The following is a 15,665-nucleotide window of genomic DNA, read 5'->3' as shown; positions in this document are numbered from 1 at the left end:
CCAAGGCGCCAAAAAGGAGAAAGCATGCTCGAGCTCACCATAGAGCAGATATCCATGGGCCAGTCGGCTGTGGATAAGTCAGCCGCGTTGCACCTGCTGGCCCAGCATCTGGTTGCCGATGGTCTGGTAGCAGAGGGTTATCTCGCCGGTTTGCAGGCGCGGGAAGCCCAGGGCTCGACCTTTCTCGGCCAAGGTATTGCCATCCCCCACGGTACGCCGGAAACCCGCGACCAGGTGTTTTCCACCGGCGTGCGGTTGATGCAATTTCCTGAAGGCGTCGATTGGGGCGATGGCCAGATCGTCTACCTGGCGATCGGCATCGCCGCCAAATCCGATGAACACCTGCGTTTGCTGCAACTGCTGACCCGCGCCCTCGGCGAGACTGATCTGGGCCAGGCCCTGCGGCGCGCCAGTTCCGCCGAAGCGCTGCTGAAGCTGTTGCAAGGCGCGCCGCAAGAACTGGCGCTGGATGCACAGATGATCGGCCTCGGTGTCTCCGCTGATGACTTCGAAGAATTGGTCTGGCGTGGTGCACGTTTGCTGCGCCAGGCCGATTGCGTGAGCAACGGTTTCTCCGCCGTGCTGCAACAGGTCGAAGCGCTGCCCCTGGGCGATGGCCTGTGGTGGCTGCACAGCGAACAAACCGTGAAGCGTCCGGGCCTGGCCTTCGTCACGCCGGACAAACCGATGCGTTACCTCGGCCAGCCATTGAGCGGTCTGTTCTGCCTGGCCAGCCTCGGCGAAGCGCATCAGGCCTTGCTCGAACGTCTTTGCGCCTTGCTGATCGAAGGTCGTGGCCACGAATTGGGCCGCGCCACCAGCAGTCGCAAAGTCCTCGAAGTGCTCGGCGGTGAAGTGCCCGCCGACTGGCCGAGTGCCCGCATCGCCCTGGCCAACGCCCACGGCTTGCATGCGCGCCCGGCGAAGATCCTCGCGCAATTGGCGAAAAGCTTTGAAGGCGAGATTCGCGTGCGCATCGTCGATGGCCAGGACAGCGCGGTGTCGGTCAAGAGCTTGAGCAAACTGCTGAGCCTCGGCGCCCGTCGCGGTCAGGTGCTGGAATTCATCGCCGAACCGAGCATCGCCGCCGACGCCTTGCCGGCCTTGCTTGCGGCTATTGAAGAAGGCCTCGGTGAAGAAGTTGAGCCGTTGCCCGCCGTGAGTCAGCAGCGGGAAGTGTTTGCCGACGTCGCCGAAGTACTCCTCGCCCCAGCTTCGGGCAGCCTGATCCAGGCCATCGCCGCCGCGCCCGGCATCGCTATCGGCCCGGCGCATATTCAAGTGCTGCAAGCCATCGATTATCCGCTGCGCGGTGAGTCCGCCGTCGTTGAGCGCGAGCGCCTGAAACAAGCGCTGACCGATGTCCGTCGCGACATCGAAGGGTTGATCGAGCGCAGCAAGTCCAAGGCGATTCGCGAGATTTTCATCACCCACCAGGAAATGCTCGACGACCCGGAATTGACCGATGAAGTCGACACCCGCCTCAAGCAGGGCGAAAGCGCCGAAGCGGCGTGGATGGCGGTGATCGAAGCGGCGGCCAAACAGCAGGAATCCTTGCAGGACGCGCTGCTCGCCGAACGCGCCGCCGACTTGCGCGACATCGGCCGCCGGGTGCTCTCGCAGTTGTGTGGTGTCGAAACCCCGAGCGAACCGGAGCAACCGTACATTCTGGTGATGGACGAGGTCGGTCCGTCCGACGTGGCCCGTCTCGACCCGGCCCGGGTGGCCGGCATTCTTACTGCCCGTGGCGGCGCCACCGCTCACAGCGCCATCGTTGCCCGCGCATTGGGGATTCCGGCGCTGGTCGGTGCTGGCGCGGCCGTGTTGCTGCTGGCACCGGGCACGCCATTGCTGATCGATGGGCAACGCGGTCGCCTGCATGTGGACGCCGATGCCGCGACCTTGCAGCGCGCCACCGAAGAACGCGACACCCGCGATCTGCGGTTGAAAGCCGCTGCCGAACAACGCCATCAACCGGCGCTGACCACCGACGGCCACGCCGTGGAAGTGTTCGCCAATATCGGCGAAAGCGCCGGTGTGACCAGTGCGGTGGAGCAGGGCGCCGAAGGCATTGGCCTGCTGCGCACCGAACTGATTTTCATGGCGCATTCGCAAGCGCCGGACGAAGCCACCCAGGAAGTCGAATACCGTCGCGTCCTCGATGGCCTCGCCGGGCGGCCGTTGGTGGTGCGCACCCTCGATGTCGGCGGCGACAAACCGCTGCCGTATTGGCCGATCGCCAAGGAAGAAAACCCGTTCCTCGGCGTGCGTGGTATTCGTCTGACCTTGCAACGTCCGCAGATCATGGAAGCGCAATTGCGCGCCTTGCTCCGTGCGGCGGACAACCGCCCATTGCGCATTATGTTTCCCATGGTCGGCAGCGTTGATGAATGGCGTCAGGCCCGGGACATGACCGAACGTCTGCGTCTGGAAATTCCGGTGGCGGATTTGCAACTGGGGATCATGATTGAAGTGCCGTCGGCGGCGTTGCTCGCGCCGGTGCTGGCCAAGGAAGTCGATTTCTTCAGCGTCGGCACCAACGACCTGACCCAATACACCCTGGCCATCGACCGCGGTCACCCGACCTTGTCGGCCCAGGCTGACGGCTTGCACCCGGCGGTGCTGCAACTGATCGACATCACCGTGCGTGCGGCCCATGCCCATGGCAAATGGGTCGGCGTGTGCGGCGAGTTGGCGGCGGATCCGTTGGCGGTGCCGGTGTTGGTCGGCCTCGGTGTGGATGAACTCAGCGTGTCGGGCCGCAGCATCGCCGAGGTCAAGGCGCGCATCCGCGAACTTAGCCTGGCCCAGACCCAAACCCTCGCCCAACAGGCTTTAGCCGTGGGTAGCGCCAATGAAGTGCGCGCACTAGTGGAGGCCCTGTAATGGCCAAGATCCTAACCCTGACCCTCAACCCGGCGCTGGACCTCACGGTCCAGTTGCCGGTGCTGACACCCGGTCAGGTCAACCGCAGCGATGAAATGCACACCCACGCCGCCGGCAAAGGCGTGAACGTGGCGCAAGTGCTGGCGGACCTCGGGCATCAACTGACGGTCAGCGGCTTTCTCGGCGAAGACAATCTGCAAGCCTTCGAAACCCTGTTCGCCAAGCGCGGTTTTGTCGACGCGTTCATTCGTGTGCCGGGCGAAACCCGCAGCAACATCAAACTGGCGGAAAGCAGCGGGCGTATCACCGATATCAACGGTCCGGGACCACAGGTCAGTGAAACGGCGCAGCAAGCGTTGCTCGATCGACTGGATCAGATCGCGCCGGGGCACGACGCCGTCGTGGTCGCCGGTAGCCTGCCGCGCGGCGTCAGCCCGCAGTGGCTGCAAGCGCTGATCGAGCGTCTGAAAAACCTCGGATTGAACGTGGCCCTGGACACCAGCGGCGAAGCCTTGCGTGCAGGGCTGGCGGCCGGCCCGTGGCTGATCAAACCCAACACCGAAGAACTCGCCGATGCGCTGGATTGCGACGTGGTTTCAGTGACGGCCCAGGCCGAAGCCGCTAGCCGCTTGCATGCGCAAGGCATCGAGCACGTGGTGATTTCCCACGGCGCTGACGGCGTGAACTGGTTCAGCGTGGGCGCGGCGATGCATGCCACGCCACCGCGGGTCAGTGTGGTCAGCACCGTGGGCGCGGGCGATTCATTGTTGGCGGGGATGCTCCACGGTTTGCTCAGTGCCGACACGCCGGAACAGACCGTGCGCACCGCCACGGCGATTGCCGCGATGGCGGTCACGCAAATCGGTTTCGGCATCAGTGATGTCGCGCAATTGACGCAGCTCGAACAGGGCGTGCGCGTGCGCCTCCTGACAGAACAATAAGAGGGGTTGTCATGAAGTTAGCCATTGTTACGGCCTGCCCGAACGGCATGGTCACCAGTGTGCTGTGCGCGCGGCTGCTCGACGCCGCGGCCCAGCGTCAGGGCTGGAGCACTTGCGTCGAAGTCAACGATGCAGCACACCCGGAACGTCAGTTGTCGGCGGCGACGATTGAGTCCGCCGAGTGGGTGTTGCTGGTGACCAGCGCTCCGGTGGACATGTCGCGATTTGTCGGCAAGCGGGTGTTTCGCAGCACCCCGGCCCAGGCCCTGCAAGATGTTGAAGCGGTGTTGCGTCGGGGCGCTGAAGAGGCCGAGATTTACATCGCCGCCGAAGCGGTCGAAGAACCTGTCGTGGCCGCCAAAAACGCACCGCGCCTGGTCGCAATCACCGCATGCCCAACTGGCGTTGCCCATACCTTCATGGCCGCCGAAGCCTTGCAGCAAGCGGCCAAGCGTCTGGGCTACGACCTGCAAGTGGAAACCCAGGGCTCGGTCGGCGCGCGCAATCCCCTGAGCGCAGCGGCGATTGCCGATGCCGACGTGGTGCTGCTGGCCTGCGATATCGAAGTTGCCACCGAGCGTTTTGCCGGCAAGAAGATTTACCGTTGCGGCACCGGCATCGCCTTGAAACAGGCCGAAGCCACGCTCAATAAAGCCCTGGCCGAAGGCAAGCAGGAAAGCGCTGCGACGGGGGCCAAGGGGCCGGCCAAGCAAGAGAAAACCGGCGTCTATAAACACCTGCTGACCGGGGTGTCGTTCATGCTGCCGATGGTGGTGGCGGGCGGTTTGATGATCGCGCTGTCGTTCGTGTTCGGCATCACCGCGTTCAAGGAACCGGGCACGCTCGCCGCCGCACTGATGCAAATCGGCGGCGAGACCGCGTTCAAGTTGATGGTGCCGTTGCTGGCGGGGTACATCGCCTACTCCATCGCCGACCGTCCGGGCCTGGCGCCAGGGATGATCGGTGGTTTGCTCGCGAGTACCTTGGGCGCCGGTTTTATCGGCGGGATCCTTGCCGGTTTCATCGCCGGTTACGCGGCCCAGGCAATCAACCGTTATGCGCGATTGCCGCAAAGTCTTGAGGCGCTGAAACCGATCCTGATCATCCCGTTGTTCGCGAGTCTGTTCACCGGTCTGGTGATGATTTATGTGGTCGGCAAACCGGTGGCGGGGATGCTCGAAGCGCTCACGCACTTCCTCGACAGCATGGGCACCACCAACGCGATCCTGCTCGGTGTGCTGCTCGGCGGCATGATGTGCGTCGACCTCGGCGGGCCGATCAACAAGGCGGCTTATGCGTTCTCCGTGGGGCTGCTGGCGTCGCAGAGCTATGCGCCGATGGCAGCGACCATGGCCGCCGGCATGGTGCCGCCGATTGGCCTGGGCATCGCGACGTTTATTGCCCGGCGCAAGTTCGCCCAGACTGAACGCGAGGCCGGTAAAGCGGCATTGGTGTTGGGGCTGTGCTTTATCTCTGAAGGGGCGATTCCGTTTGCGGCGAAAGACCCGTTGCGGGTGATCCCGGCGAGCATTGCCGGTGGTGCGCTGACCGGTGCGTTGTCGATGTATTTCGGCTGCAAACTGATGGCACCGCACGGTGGGTTGTTTGTGCTGATGATCCCGAATGCGATCAACCATGCGTTGCTGTATCTGCTCGCCATCGTGGCCGGGAGTTTGCTGACGGCGGTGGCGTATGCACTGCTCAAGCGGCCGGAAGGGGTGGAGTTGGCGCTGGAACCCGCGAAGGCCTGACACCCTGCCACTTACCCCTGACACCCTGCCACTTACCCCTGACACCCACCCCTTGTAGGAGCGAGGCTTGCCCGCGAAGAGGCCGTCACATTCAACATCTATGTTGAATGACACACCGCCTTCGCGGGCAAGCCTCGCTCCTACAGGGGGCGCGTTTCACACGGGCGTCATGCGCACATGCTTTAGTTTCCCTTTTCCAGGGAGAACACCATGAGCGAATTCAACCTCGGTCGCCGGCGTGTCATGCAAGCGGTTGGCGCCGGATTGTTGCTGCCCGGCCTGGCCCCGGCGGTGATCGCTTCGGTCAAGGATCGGCCGCAACTCACCGACGGCGTGCAGTCCGGCGACTTGCTGGGCGACCGGGCGATGGTCTGGAGTCGCAGCGACCGCCCCGCACGCATGGTGGTGGAATGGGACACCCGCAGCCTGTTCACCAATCCCCGCCGTTTCGTCTCGCCTTTGGCTGACGCCCGCACCGATTTCACCGCCCGGGTCGAACTCACCGGCCTGCCCGCCGATCAGGCGATTTTCTACCGCGTGCACTTCGAAGACGCCCAGAACGGCACAAGCAGCGAACCCTGGTTCGGCCACTTGCGCAGCGTGCCGACGGCCCGGCGCGACATTCGTTTTGTGTGGAGCGGCGACACCGTCGGCCAGGGCTTCGGCATCAACCCGGACATCGGGCGGCATGCGCATCTACGAAGCCATGCGCCTGCGCCTGCCGGATTTCTTTATCCACAGCGGCGACACCATCTACGCCGACGGCCCGGTGCCGGCACAACTCACCACCGAGAGCGGTCGGGTGTGGCACAACATCACCAGCGAAGCCAAGAGCAAAGTCGCGGAAACCCTCGACGAATATCGCGGCAACTATCGCTATAACCTGATGGACGAAAACATCCGCCGCTTCAACGCCGAGGTGCCGCAAATCTGGCAGTGGGACGACCACGAAGTGGTGAACAACTGGTCGCCGGGTAAACAACTCGACGAGCGCTACAAGAGCAAAGATATCCACAGCCTGGTGGGCCGCGCGCGCCAGGCCTGGCTCGAATACGCACCGATGCGTTTGCAGAGCGCCGACAACGGCGGGCGGATTTATCGCCAGCTGAGCTATGGGCCGATGCTTGATGTGTTCGTGCTCGATATGCGCAGTTATCGCGGGGCGAATGACGACAACCTCGGCGGGGAAAAACCGTTTCTCGGCCGCGAGCAACTGGACTGGCTGAAGGCTTCATTGAAAGCCTCAACGGCGCAATGGAAAGTCATCGCCGCCGACATGCCGATTGGTCTCGGCGTGCCGGATGGTGAAGTCAGCCCGGGTGTCGCGCGCTGGGAAGCGGTGGCCAACGGTGATCCGGGACCGGCCCAGGGACGCGAGCTGGAAATCGCTGAATTGCTGGGTTTTCTGCGTCAGCAACAGGTACGCAATTTCGTGTTCCTGACGGCGGATGTGCACTACTGCGCGGCGCATCACTACCACCCGGATCGCGCCGCGTTTCAGGATTTCGAACCGTTCTGGGAGTTTGTCGCCGGACCGTTGAATGCCGGGAGTTTCGGGCCAAATCCGCTGGATAAAACCTTTGGCCCGGAAGTGGTGTTCGAGAAAGCACCGCCGGCGCAGAACACCTCGCCGTTTGCGGGTTTTCAGTTTTTTGGTGAGGTGAATATTGAAGGGCAGACGGGGGAGATGAGTGTGGTGTTGCGGGATCTGGATGGGGTGAGTGTGTTTGAGCAGAAGTTGCAGCCGGTTTGAGGTGAGGGGGAGATCGTTCCCACGCTCTGCGTGGGAATGCCTCAACGGACGCTCTGCGTTCGGCTCTTGATGGGACGCGGAGCGTCCCGGGCGGCATTCCCACGCGGAGCGTGGGAACGATCTGGCTTGAGGTGTCAGTAAACGTCGCGGCGGTAGCGGCCTTGTTCGATCAACCGGTCAACCTCTTCAATCCCCAGCACTTCGTTAAGCACGTGATCCACCCCCGATGCCATCCCCTGCAAGCTGCCGCAGATGTAGATCACTGCACCCTCGGCCAGCCACTTCTTCAGCTCGACGGCCGATTCGCGCAGGCGATCCTGGACGTAGATCTTCTCGGCCTGATCCCGTGAAAACGCCAGGTCCAGTCGTTCCAGATCACCTTCAATCAACCAGCCTTCCAACTCATCGCGACACAGGAAGTCATGCCGGCGATTGCGTTCGCCAAACAGCAGCCAATGCCGCTGCTGCCCGTCGGCAATCCGCGCTTTAAGCAAACTGCGCAGCCCGGCCAGGCCCGTTCCGTTGCCCAACAGGATCATCGGCACCGGTTCCACCGGCAGATGGAAACCGCTGTTACGCCGCACTCGCAGGCTGATGCTGCCGCCCACTGGCGCATGTTCGGTCAGCCAGCCGGAGCCGATGCCGAGGCTGCCGTCGGGGTGCAGTTCCTGGCGCACGATCAGTTCCAGTACGCCGTCGGCGGTGATCGAGGCGATGGAGTATTCGCGCATCGCCAACGGCACCAACGCCTGCACCAGCGCCTGGGCATGCAGGCCGACCAGATGCGTGCGGTTCTCGGGGAGCTGCCGACTGGCCAGCGCCTGGTCCAGCGGTTGCGAGAGACCATCGAGTTCAACACTGGCCCGACCATCAATCCCCAGGCCATCGAGGAAATGCTCGATCGCCCATGGGCAGTTGCGCGGCATGACTTCCACCAGGTCGCCGGCCAGCCAACTGCTGGTGGTCGGGGCGATGAGGCCGAGCAGGTACACCGGCGCACCGCTGCTGTCAGGGTTCATCAGCTCGCGGCGGGCCAGGGTCCAGTTGTCGTAGTGGGGCGCTTGCCAGGTGTCCACGGGGGCCTGTCCGGTCAGCAGGCCGAGTTGCTGCTGCCAGTGGCGCAAGGCGTAAGGGTCGCCGCTGTCGACTTCCACCGGGGCAAACAGGGTCTTGCCGCCGTGTTCGCCGAGCCAGGTGTGCAAGCGCCGGGCGAAGCCGCAGAAGTGCTGATACTGGCGGTCACCGAGACCGAGTACCGCGTAATTCAAACTGCCCAGGCTCAACGCCCGCCCCAGCACTTTGCGTTCGAACCCCCGGGCGCTGTCCGGCGCTTCGCCGTCGCCGAAGGTGCTGACCACGAACAACGCGTTGTCCGAGTCCTGCAAATCCTGCTCGCTGACCGTCGCCAGCGGCTGAACCTTCACCGGTAACCCGGCGGCCTGTAATTGCCCCGCGGTCTGCCACGCCAGTTGCTCGGCAAAACCGCTCTGGCTGGCGAAGCCGATCAGCCACGCCGGTGCGTCGCTGCCCGGTTGCGCCAGGCCTTTGCGCGCATCCTTGATCTGGCGTTTCTTGCGTCGACGATCCAGGTACAGCAGCCAGCCCGTGATGAAAAACAACGGCATGGTCAGCGCGGTGACGGTCAGGATGATCCGTCCGACGATGCCAAAGTAGCTGCCGGTGTGCAGCGCATAAATACTGGTCAGCAGTTGCGCCTTGAAGCTCTTGTCGCTGTAGCGATCGTGACGTTTGACGATGCCGGTCGCCGGATCGAGGCTGATCTCGTTCAGCGCGCGGTCATGGGGCGAGGTATTCAACAGGTAAAACACGGTCGCCGGTTGGCCGGCCAGCGGTGGCATGCGGATGTTGTAGGCAGACAGGTTCGGGCCGGCGGCGCTGTAGATGCTGCTCCACATCGCCGCGTAATCGGCGCTCGGCGCCGGACCGCTGGGCGCCGGGCCACGGTTGCGCACCCGCTCGTTCTGCGGCGCGTCGGAGAGTAATTGCGTCAGGCCCTTGTTGTACCACTCGTAGGACCAGGACAACCCGGTCAGCGCGGCCAACAGGTAAAACAGCATGCACCAGGTGCCGGCCACCGAGTGCAGATCCCAATTAAAGCTGCGGCCTTTTTTCTTCCAGTCGAGAGTGAGCCAGGCACGCCATTTATTCCATTGGCGCGGCCAGCGCAGGTAGAGGCCGGACAGGCAGAAGAACACCAGGAGCAGCGTGCACGCGCCGGTGATCTGCCGCCCGGTATCACCCATCGCAAGGAATCGGTGCAACTGCAACATGAAGCCAAAGAAGTCCTGGCCTGTAGCGTCGCCCAGGAACTCGGCGGTGTATGGGTCGAAGTAACGCATCTCGCCGCGACGTTCGCCCGGTGGCGGGGTGAAGATCACCCGCGCGGCGTTGCCGCTGTCGGTTTCGACCCAGAGCATCGAGACTTTCTTGCCGGAGGCGGCTTCGATGTGTTCAACCAGTTCGGCGGGCGGCAGCACACCGGCGACCTGTTTCTCCACCTGCAACACAGATGGATTCAGCGCCCGCAGGATTTCATCCTGAAACGAATAGGCCGCACCGGTGATGCCCATCAGGGCCAGGACCAGCCCGGCACTGATGCCAAAGAACCAGTGCAACTGGAACAGGGTTTTCTTCAACACGTCACTCGCCTTGTTCGTTCGAAAGTAATCATCACGGCGCGCATTATGCCGTGGGTTGTCGAGAAACATTCTTTATTACGCACAAAAGCCCCGTTCAATTCAATGAACGGGGCGTTAAGACCGAATGTTGCCTTTGTGGCGAGGGAGCTTGCTCTCGCTGGAGGCCGAAGGACTCCCCAAAAGGGCAATACGGTTTAAGGGGAAAACCGCAGTGCCTGGTTTTGGGGCGGCTTCGCCACCCAGCGGGAGCAAGCTCCCTCGCCACAGTTATGCATTCGACGACCGACTCCCTGTTAGAAGTGGAAGTTCGCGCTCAGCAGGGCGGTACGACCCGCCGCCACGTGGGCATAGTGCGTCTGGAACACCTGGTCGAAGTAACGCTTGTCAGTCAGGTTTTGCACGTTGAGTTGCAGGTCGACGTTCTTGGTCAGCGCGTAGCTGGCCATGGCGTCGTAGCGCCAGTAGGACGGGATCTCCACCGAGTTGGCGACGTTGCCGAACTGCGAGTCGACGAAGGTCGCGCCACCGCCGATGGTCAACTTCTCCGGGATCAGGTCATACGTCGACCACAGAGTGAAATTGTTCCGTGGCGTGCTCGGCATGTGGTTGCCTTTGTCGGCGGCGAGGGTGGTCTTGACCACTTCGCTTTCCATATAGGTGTAGCCGCCGAAGACTTTCCAGTTACGGGTCAGCTTGCCGGTGTAGGTCAGTTCCAGGCCGTTGACGGTTTGTTCGCCGTCGAGCACTTGGGTGGTGGCACCGTCCGGATCGTCGATACGCGCGTTGGTTTTCTCGGTGCGGAACAGCGCGGCGGTCAGCGACAGGTCGTCACCGAAGAAGTCCCACTTGGTGCCGATCTCGTAGTTACGGTTCTTTTCCGGGTCCAGATCGCTGTTGTTCGCCGCCAGTTCCAGGCCGCCGTTACCGCTGGTTTCGCCGGCCGGGTTGCTGGAGGTGGAATAGGCCGCGTACACGCTGCCGTTCGGCAACGGGTTGTAGACCACGCCGATCTGGTAGTTGACCAGGTCACTGGTGTTCTCGCGGGAGAAACTGCCCGCAGGTGTGCTACGCCCCGCATTGGCATAGCCGCTGGATTCGGTCTGGTAGTTGTCGTAGCGCAGGCCCAGGTTCAGGGACCACTGCTCGTTGAACTTCAGGGTATCGAACACATAGGCCGCAGCGGTCTTGGTGTCGGTGTCGGTGAAGGCGTTGCTGTCTTTGATCGTGCCCGACCAGTTATCCCCAGGCGTCGGCTTGTACAGGTTGGTGCAGTCGCCAGAATTGAACAGCGCGCGGTTGCAAGTGGTGCCGGCAGCCGTCGAGGTCAGGATGTACGGGCGGTTGTGGGTGTCCTGATAGGAAAACTCCAGACCGGTGACCAGGCTGTGTTCGATAGCGCCGGTGTTGAACTTGGCGCTCAGGTCGGTCTGGTTGACCCAGCCGCTGGACGTCGAGTTACGGCTTTTCGAGCCACGGTACACGCTGCCATTGGCCACGTTGCCCTTGCTGTCATCCGGGTTGGTGACGATGTAGTCGAGGGTCGAGCGGGACATGCGGAAGCTGTTGGAAACGGTCAGGTCGTCGTTCAGATCGTGTTCGATCTTGATCGTGCCGCTGTCGTTTTCGGTCTGGCGATAGTCGCGGCCGGTGAGGCCGTAGAAGTTGTCTTTATTGACGTTGGCCGGCTTGTCGACGTGGTACTTGCTGCGATTCGGGCTCAAGGTCAGCGGCACGCCGTAGTCCGGCATGTCATCGGTTTCGACGTGGTAGTAACCGACGGTCACACGGGTGTCGGTGCCCAGGCCGAAGGAGAAGGTCGGCGCCACGCCCCAGCGGCTGACGTCCACGGCATCGCGGCCGGCGACGTTGGCTTCGTGCTTCATCAGGTTCAGGCGAAAGGCCGAGGTGTCGTTGATCTGCTGGTTCAGGTCCAGGGTGGTGCGCTTGGTCTGGTCCGAGCCCCAGGTGAAGCCGCCGTTGTAGAAGTTGCCAAGTTTGGCGGTCTTGCTCACCAGATTCAGGCTGCCACCGGTGGAACCAGCGCCGGTGAAGGCCGAGCCTGGGCCCTTGCTGATTTCGATCGATTCGACGTTGAAAATCTCGCGGCTCTGGGACGCCGGGTCGCGCATGCCGTCGACGAAGGTGTCGCTTTCAGCGTTGAAGCCACGAATGATCGGACGGTCGCCGGCCGGGTTGCCGCCTTCACCGGCACCGAAGGTGATGCCCGGCGTGGTGCGCAAGGCGTCGACCAGGCTAGTAGCGCCGGTGTCACGGATCACCTGTTGCGGGATCACGGTGACGCTTTTCGGCGTTTCACGCAGGGGGGCGGTGTATTTCTTGGAGGCCGAGGTATCGGTTTTGTAGGAGGTGTCTTGCTGCTCGCCAACAACGCTGGTGGCGTCGAGGGAAATCGCATTGCCTGGGGCTTTTTCGTCAGTCTTCTCGGCAGCGAAAACCATGTGGCCCGCGGAGCCCGCAGTGATCGCCATACCAATGGCAGACGCGAGCAAACGTGGTGAACTGACCGGTAATTGTGGTTGTTGGCGTGACATGTGAATTCCCCTCCCCAAGGATTTGAGGCCGCGGAATATAGGGTAAACAGGTATTTGTATCAATTGCGAAACGTTGCTATTCGCGACAAATTTACATTCTTTACACTTTGACCTTACGGTTTTTGTTGGCTCATTCGTCTGCGGGGTTTTACACGAGCAATAAGAATCAATACCATTGGCGCCTCTTTGAAATCAGGTCTCGTCCTCATGTTGCTGCACATTCCCGGCGTGTTCGCGAAAGAAGAAGTGCAGCGCATCCGCGAGGCGCTGGAACAGGCTGATTGGGCGGACGGCAAGATCACCGCCGGCTTCCAGTCAGCCAAGGCCAAGCACAATCTGCAACTGCCTGAAGGTCATCCACTGGCCAAGGAAATCGGCGCGGCGATGCTGGAGCGGCTGTGGAAAAATCCGCAGTTCATGTCGGCGGCGCTGCCGCACAAAGTCTTCCCGCCGTTACTGAACTGTTACACGGCGGGCGGCAGCTTCGACTTCCATATCGATAACGCGGTGCGCCAGCCCCAGGGCAGTATCGAGCGGGTACGCACTGACCTGTCGGCGACACTGTTCTTCAGCGAACCGGAGGACTACGACGGCGGCGAACTGGAAATCCAGGACACCTTCGGCACCCAACGGGTCAAGTTGCCCGCCGGCGACCTGGTGCTGTACCCCGGCAGCAGCCTGCACAAGGTCAACGCCGTCACGCGCGGAACGCGTTATGCGTCGTTCTTCTGGACCCAAAGCCTGGTCCGCGAGGACAGCCAGCGCGCCTTGCTGTTCGAGATGGACGGTGCGATCCAGCAACTGACCCAGGACCTGCCCGACCACCCGTCGCTGATCCGCCTCACCGGCACTTATCACAACCTGCTGCGCCGCTGGGTCGAGGTATGAGTTATCAACTGCGCCGCGAGGAAGTGCTCGACGGTGATCGCCTCAAAGCCATGCTCGAAGAAAGTCCGGCGCGCGCGGCCCAGGCGATCCTGATCGCGGCCGGCGAAGGCGTGGTGGAGGCCCAGGCCTTGTTGGGGCAGATCCTGCTGGACGGGCAGGGCATTGAGCAGGATCAGCCGCTGGCCGTGCGCTGGTTCGGCATCGCCGCTCAGGGCGGGCACCTGATGGCGCGCAACATGCTCGGTCGTTGTCATGAGCATGGCTGGGGGTGTGCGGCGGATGCTGCGACGGCGGCGGGGCATTATCGACTCGCGGCTGAGCAGGGGCTGGATTGGGCGATGTACAACTACGCCAACCTGCTGGCCACCGGGCGCGGTGTCGCTGAAGACCAGGCGCAAGCGCTGAGTCTTTATCGCAATGCCGCTGAACTGGGCCACGCGAAATCGATGAACCTGCTCGGGCGTTATCTGGAAGACGGGCGGGTGTACCCGGCGGACCCGCAGGCTGCACGCGACTGGTATCGACGCTCGGCGCTCGGTGGGGATTTTCGAGGGCAATTCAGCTACGCCGCGGTACTCGCGGATGAAGGCAATATCGAAGACGCGCTGGACTGGTTGCGCAAGGCGCTGGCCGGCGGGAATCTGAATTTCCTGAAGGTGGCGAGTCAGACGCTATTGAACGCAGCGCATCCACGCATTCGCGAGTTGGCCGCTGACTACGCCAAACGCTGCGCCGAACTAACACAGCCCTGACAAACGACACACTCCCCGGAGATGCCGAAGGCTCTGATCGTTCCCACGCTCTGCGTGGGAATGTAGCCCGGGACGCTCCGCGTCCCTGCCGAAGCGGACGCGGAGCGTCGATTGAGGCATTCCCACGCAGAGCGTGGGAACGATCATCGCAGACACAAAAAAGCCCATGACACGTCATGGGCTTTTTGATTTGCGCGTGCAGTACTTACACGTAGAAGGATTTCAACGGCGGGAAGCCATTGAATTCAACCGCGCTGTAACTGGTGGTGTAGGCACCGGTGGACAACCAGTACAAACGATCACCAATCGCCAGGTTCAGCGGCAAACCGTACTTGTAGTTTTCATACATGATGTCGGCGCTGTCGCAGGTGGGACCTGCGATGACCACTTCTTCCATCTCGCCTTTCTTCTCGGTCCAGATCGGAAACTTGATGGCTTCGTCCATGGTTTCGATCAGGCCGGAGAACTTGCCCACATCCGTGTACACCCAACGCTCGACGGCGGTACGGGATTTACGCGCGACCAATACCACTTCACTGACCAGGATCCCGGCGTTGGCGATCAACGAACGGCCCGGCTCGAGGATGATTTCTGGCAAATCGTCGCCGAAGTCTTCCTTGAGGAAACGGATGATTTCTTCTGCGTAGGTTTCCAGGCTGTTGGTGCGGGTGATGTAGTTGGCCGGGAAGCCACCGCCCATGTTGATCAGCTTCAGGTGGATGCCGTCTTCTTCTTTCAAGCGCTCGAAGATCACTTTGACCTTGGCAATCGCCGCGTCCCAGACGCTGATGTCGCGCTGTTGCGAGCCAACGTGGAACGAGATGCCGTACGGCACCAGGCCCAGGTCGCGGGCGAGGATCAGCAGGTCCATGGCCATGTCGGTCTGGCAGCCGAATTTGCGCGACAACGGCCAGTCGGCGGTGGTCGAGCCTTCGGTGAGGATGCGCACGTAGACTTTCGAACCCGGTGCAGCCTTGGCGATGTTGCGCAGGTCGGCTTCGGAGTCGGTGGCGTACAGGCGCACGCCCTTCTCGTAGAAGTAGCGGATGTCCTTGGATTTCTTGATGGTGTTGCCGTAGCTGATGCGATCCGGGCCGACGCCCTGGTTCATCACTTTGTCGAGCTCGTAGATCGAGGCGATGTCGAAGTTCGAGCCTTTCTCTTTGAGCAGGTCGATGATTTCGACGGCCGGGTTGGCCTTGACCGCGTAGTAGACCTTGGCGAAATCGAAACCGGCGCGCAGGTCGTCATAGGCCTGGCTGATCATCGCGGTGTCGATCACCACGAACGGGGTTTCTTGTTTGTCGGCAAATGCCTTCATTTTGTTGAAGGTATCGCGCGCGAAATAGTCTTCGACGTTGATCGACATGCTTGGGACTCCTACTGGCAAACTGAGTAAATAAATGGGTGCAAATGAACGTCCTCCGTATCCCCACTTTGGTTCGCCTACTTCCCAAGGCATGTCGCCGAAAGCAAAAAGGC

8 protein-coding genes and 1 pseudogene are annotated in these 15,665 nt (G+C 62.1%); 6 read left to right on the top strand and 3 right to left on the bottom strand.

Annotation, left to right across the window (positions count from 1 at the left end):
* The first annotated feature begins 24 nt into the window (after positions 1–24).
* From ptsP to ACZ89E_RS18315, 4 genes and pseudogenes are all read left to right on the top strand, one after another.
* Positions 25–2,886 (top strand): phosphoenolpyruvate--protein phosphotransferase, encoded by a 2,862-nt coding sequence (gene ptsP, locus ACZ89E_RS18330; RefSeq protein WP_149657629.1) that lies wholly within the window; start codon positions 25–27, stop codon positions 2,884–2,886.
* Entirely contained in the window at positions 2,886–3,827 is a 942-nt protein-coding gene (pfkB, locus tag ACZ89E_RS18325; protein ID WP_476256182.1) for a 1-phosphofructokinase, read from the top strand. The genes ptsP and pfkB overlap by 1 nt, the downstream gene beginning before the upstream one ends.
* Before the next feature lie 11 nt (positions 3,828–3,838).
* Positions 3,839–5,578: a PTS fructose-like transporter subunit IIB gene (locus ACZ89E_RS18320; RefSeq protein WP_476256181.1), complete on the top strand. Its 1,740-nt coding sequence runs from the start codon at positions 3,839–3,841 to the stop codon at positions 5,576–5,578.
* Between the two features lie 210 nt (positions 5,579–5,788).
* A pseudogene (locus tag ACZ89E_RS18315) lies at positions 5,789–7,331 on the top strand (alkaline phosphatase D family protein).
* A gap of 134 nt (positions 7,332–7,465) precedes the next feature.
* Here ACZ89E_RS18315 and ACZ89E_RS18310 read toward each other — a convergent pair.
* Together ACZ89E_RS18310 and ACZ89E_RS18305 are read right to left on the bottom strand one after the other, a co-directional pair.
* Positions 7,466–9,991, bottom strand: a complete 2,526-nt coding sequence (locus ACZ89E_RS18310; RefSeq protein ID WP_476256180.1) for a PepSY domain-containing protein — start codon at positions 9,989–9,991, stop codon at positions 7,466–7,468.
* A 293-nt stretch (positions 9,992–10,284) separates the two neighbouring features.
* Positions 10,285–12,543, bottom strand: coding sequence for a TonB-dependent receptor (locus tag ACZ89E_RS18305; protein ID WP_463259389.1), 2,259 nt, complete (start codon positions 12,541–12,543; stop codon positions 10,285–10,287).
* 207 nt (positions 12,544–12,750) lie between these two features.
* Between ACZ89E_RS18305 and ACZ89E_RS18300 the strand changes: the two genes are divergently transcribed.
* Both ACZ89E_RS18300 and ACZ89E_RS18295 read left to right on the top strand, forming a co-directional pair.
* Positions 12,751–13,431 carry a Fe2+-dependent dioxygenase gene (locus ACZ89E_RS18300; RefSeq protein ID WP_149657623.1) on the top strand — a complete coding sequence of 227 codons (681 nt, stop codon included), beginning with the start codon at positions 12,751–12,753 and terminating at the stop codon, positions 13,429–13,431.
* Positions 13,428–14,183 carry a tetratricopeptide repeat protein gene (locus ACZ89E_RS18295; protein ID WP_149657622.1) on the top strand — a complete coding sequence of 252 codons (756 nt, stop codon included), beginning with the start codon at positions 13,428–13,430 and terminating at the stop codon, positions 14,181–14,183. Before ACZ89E_RS18300 ends, ACZ89E_RS18295 begins: the two co-directional genes overlap by 4 nt.
* 205 nt (positions 14,184–14,388) lie before the next feature.
* Here ACZ89E_RS18295 and ACZ89E_RS18290 read toward each other — a convergent pair whose 3' ends face one another.
* Complete coding sequence (locus tag ACZ89E_RS18290) at positions 14,389–15,552, bottom strand: type III PLP-dependent enzyme (protein WP_123405201.1); 1,164 nt, start codon at positions 15,550–15,552, stop codon at positions 14,389–14,391.
* Between the last annotated feature and the right edge of the window lie 113 nt (positions 15,553–15,665).

It is taken from the genome of Pseudomonas sp. TE3899, assembly GCF_056279105.1.
Note: the sequence above shows the minus strand (reverse complement) of the source record. Positions and strands in the feature narration are given on the sequence as shown.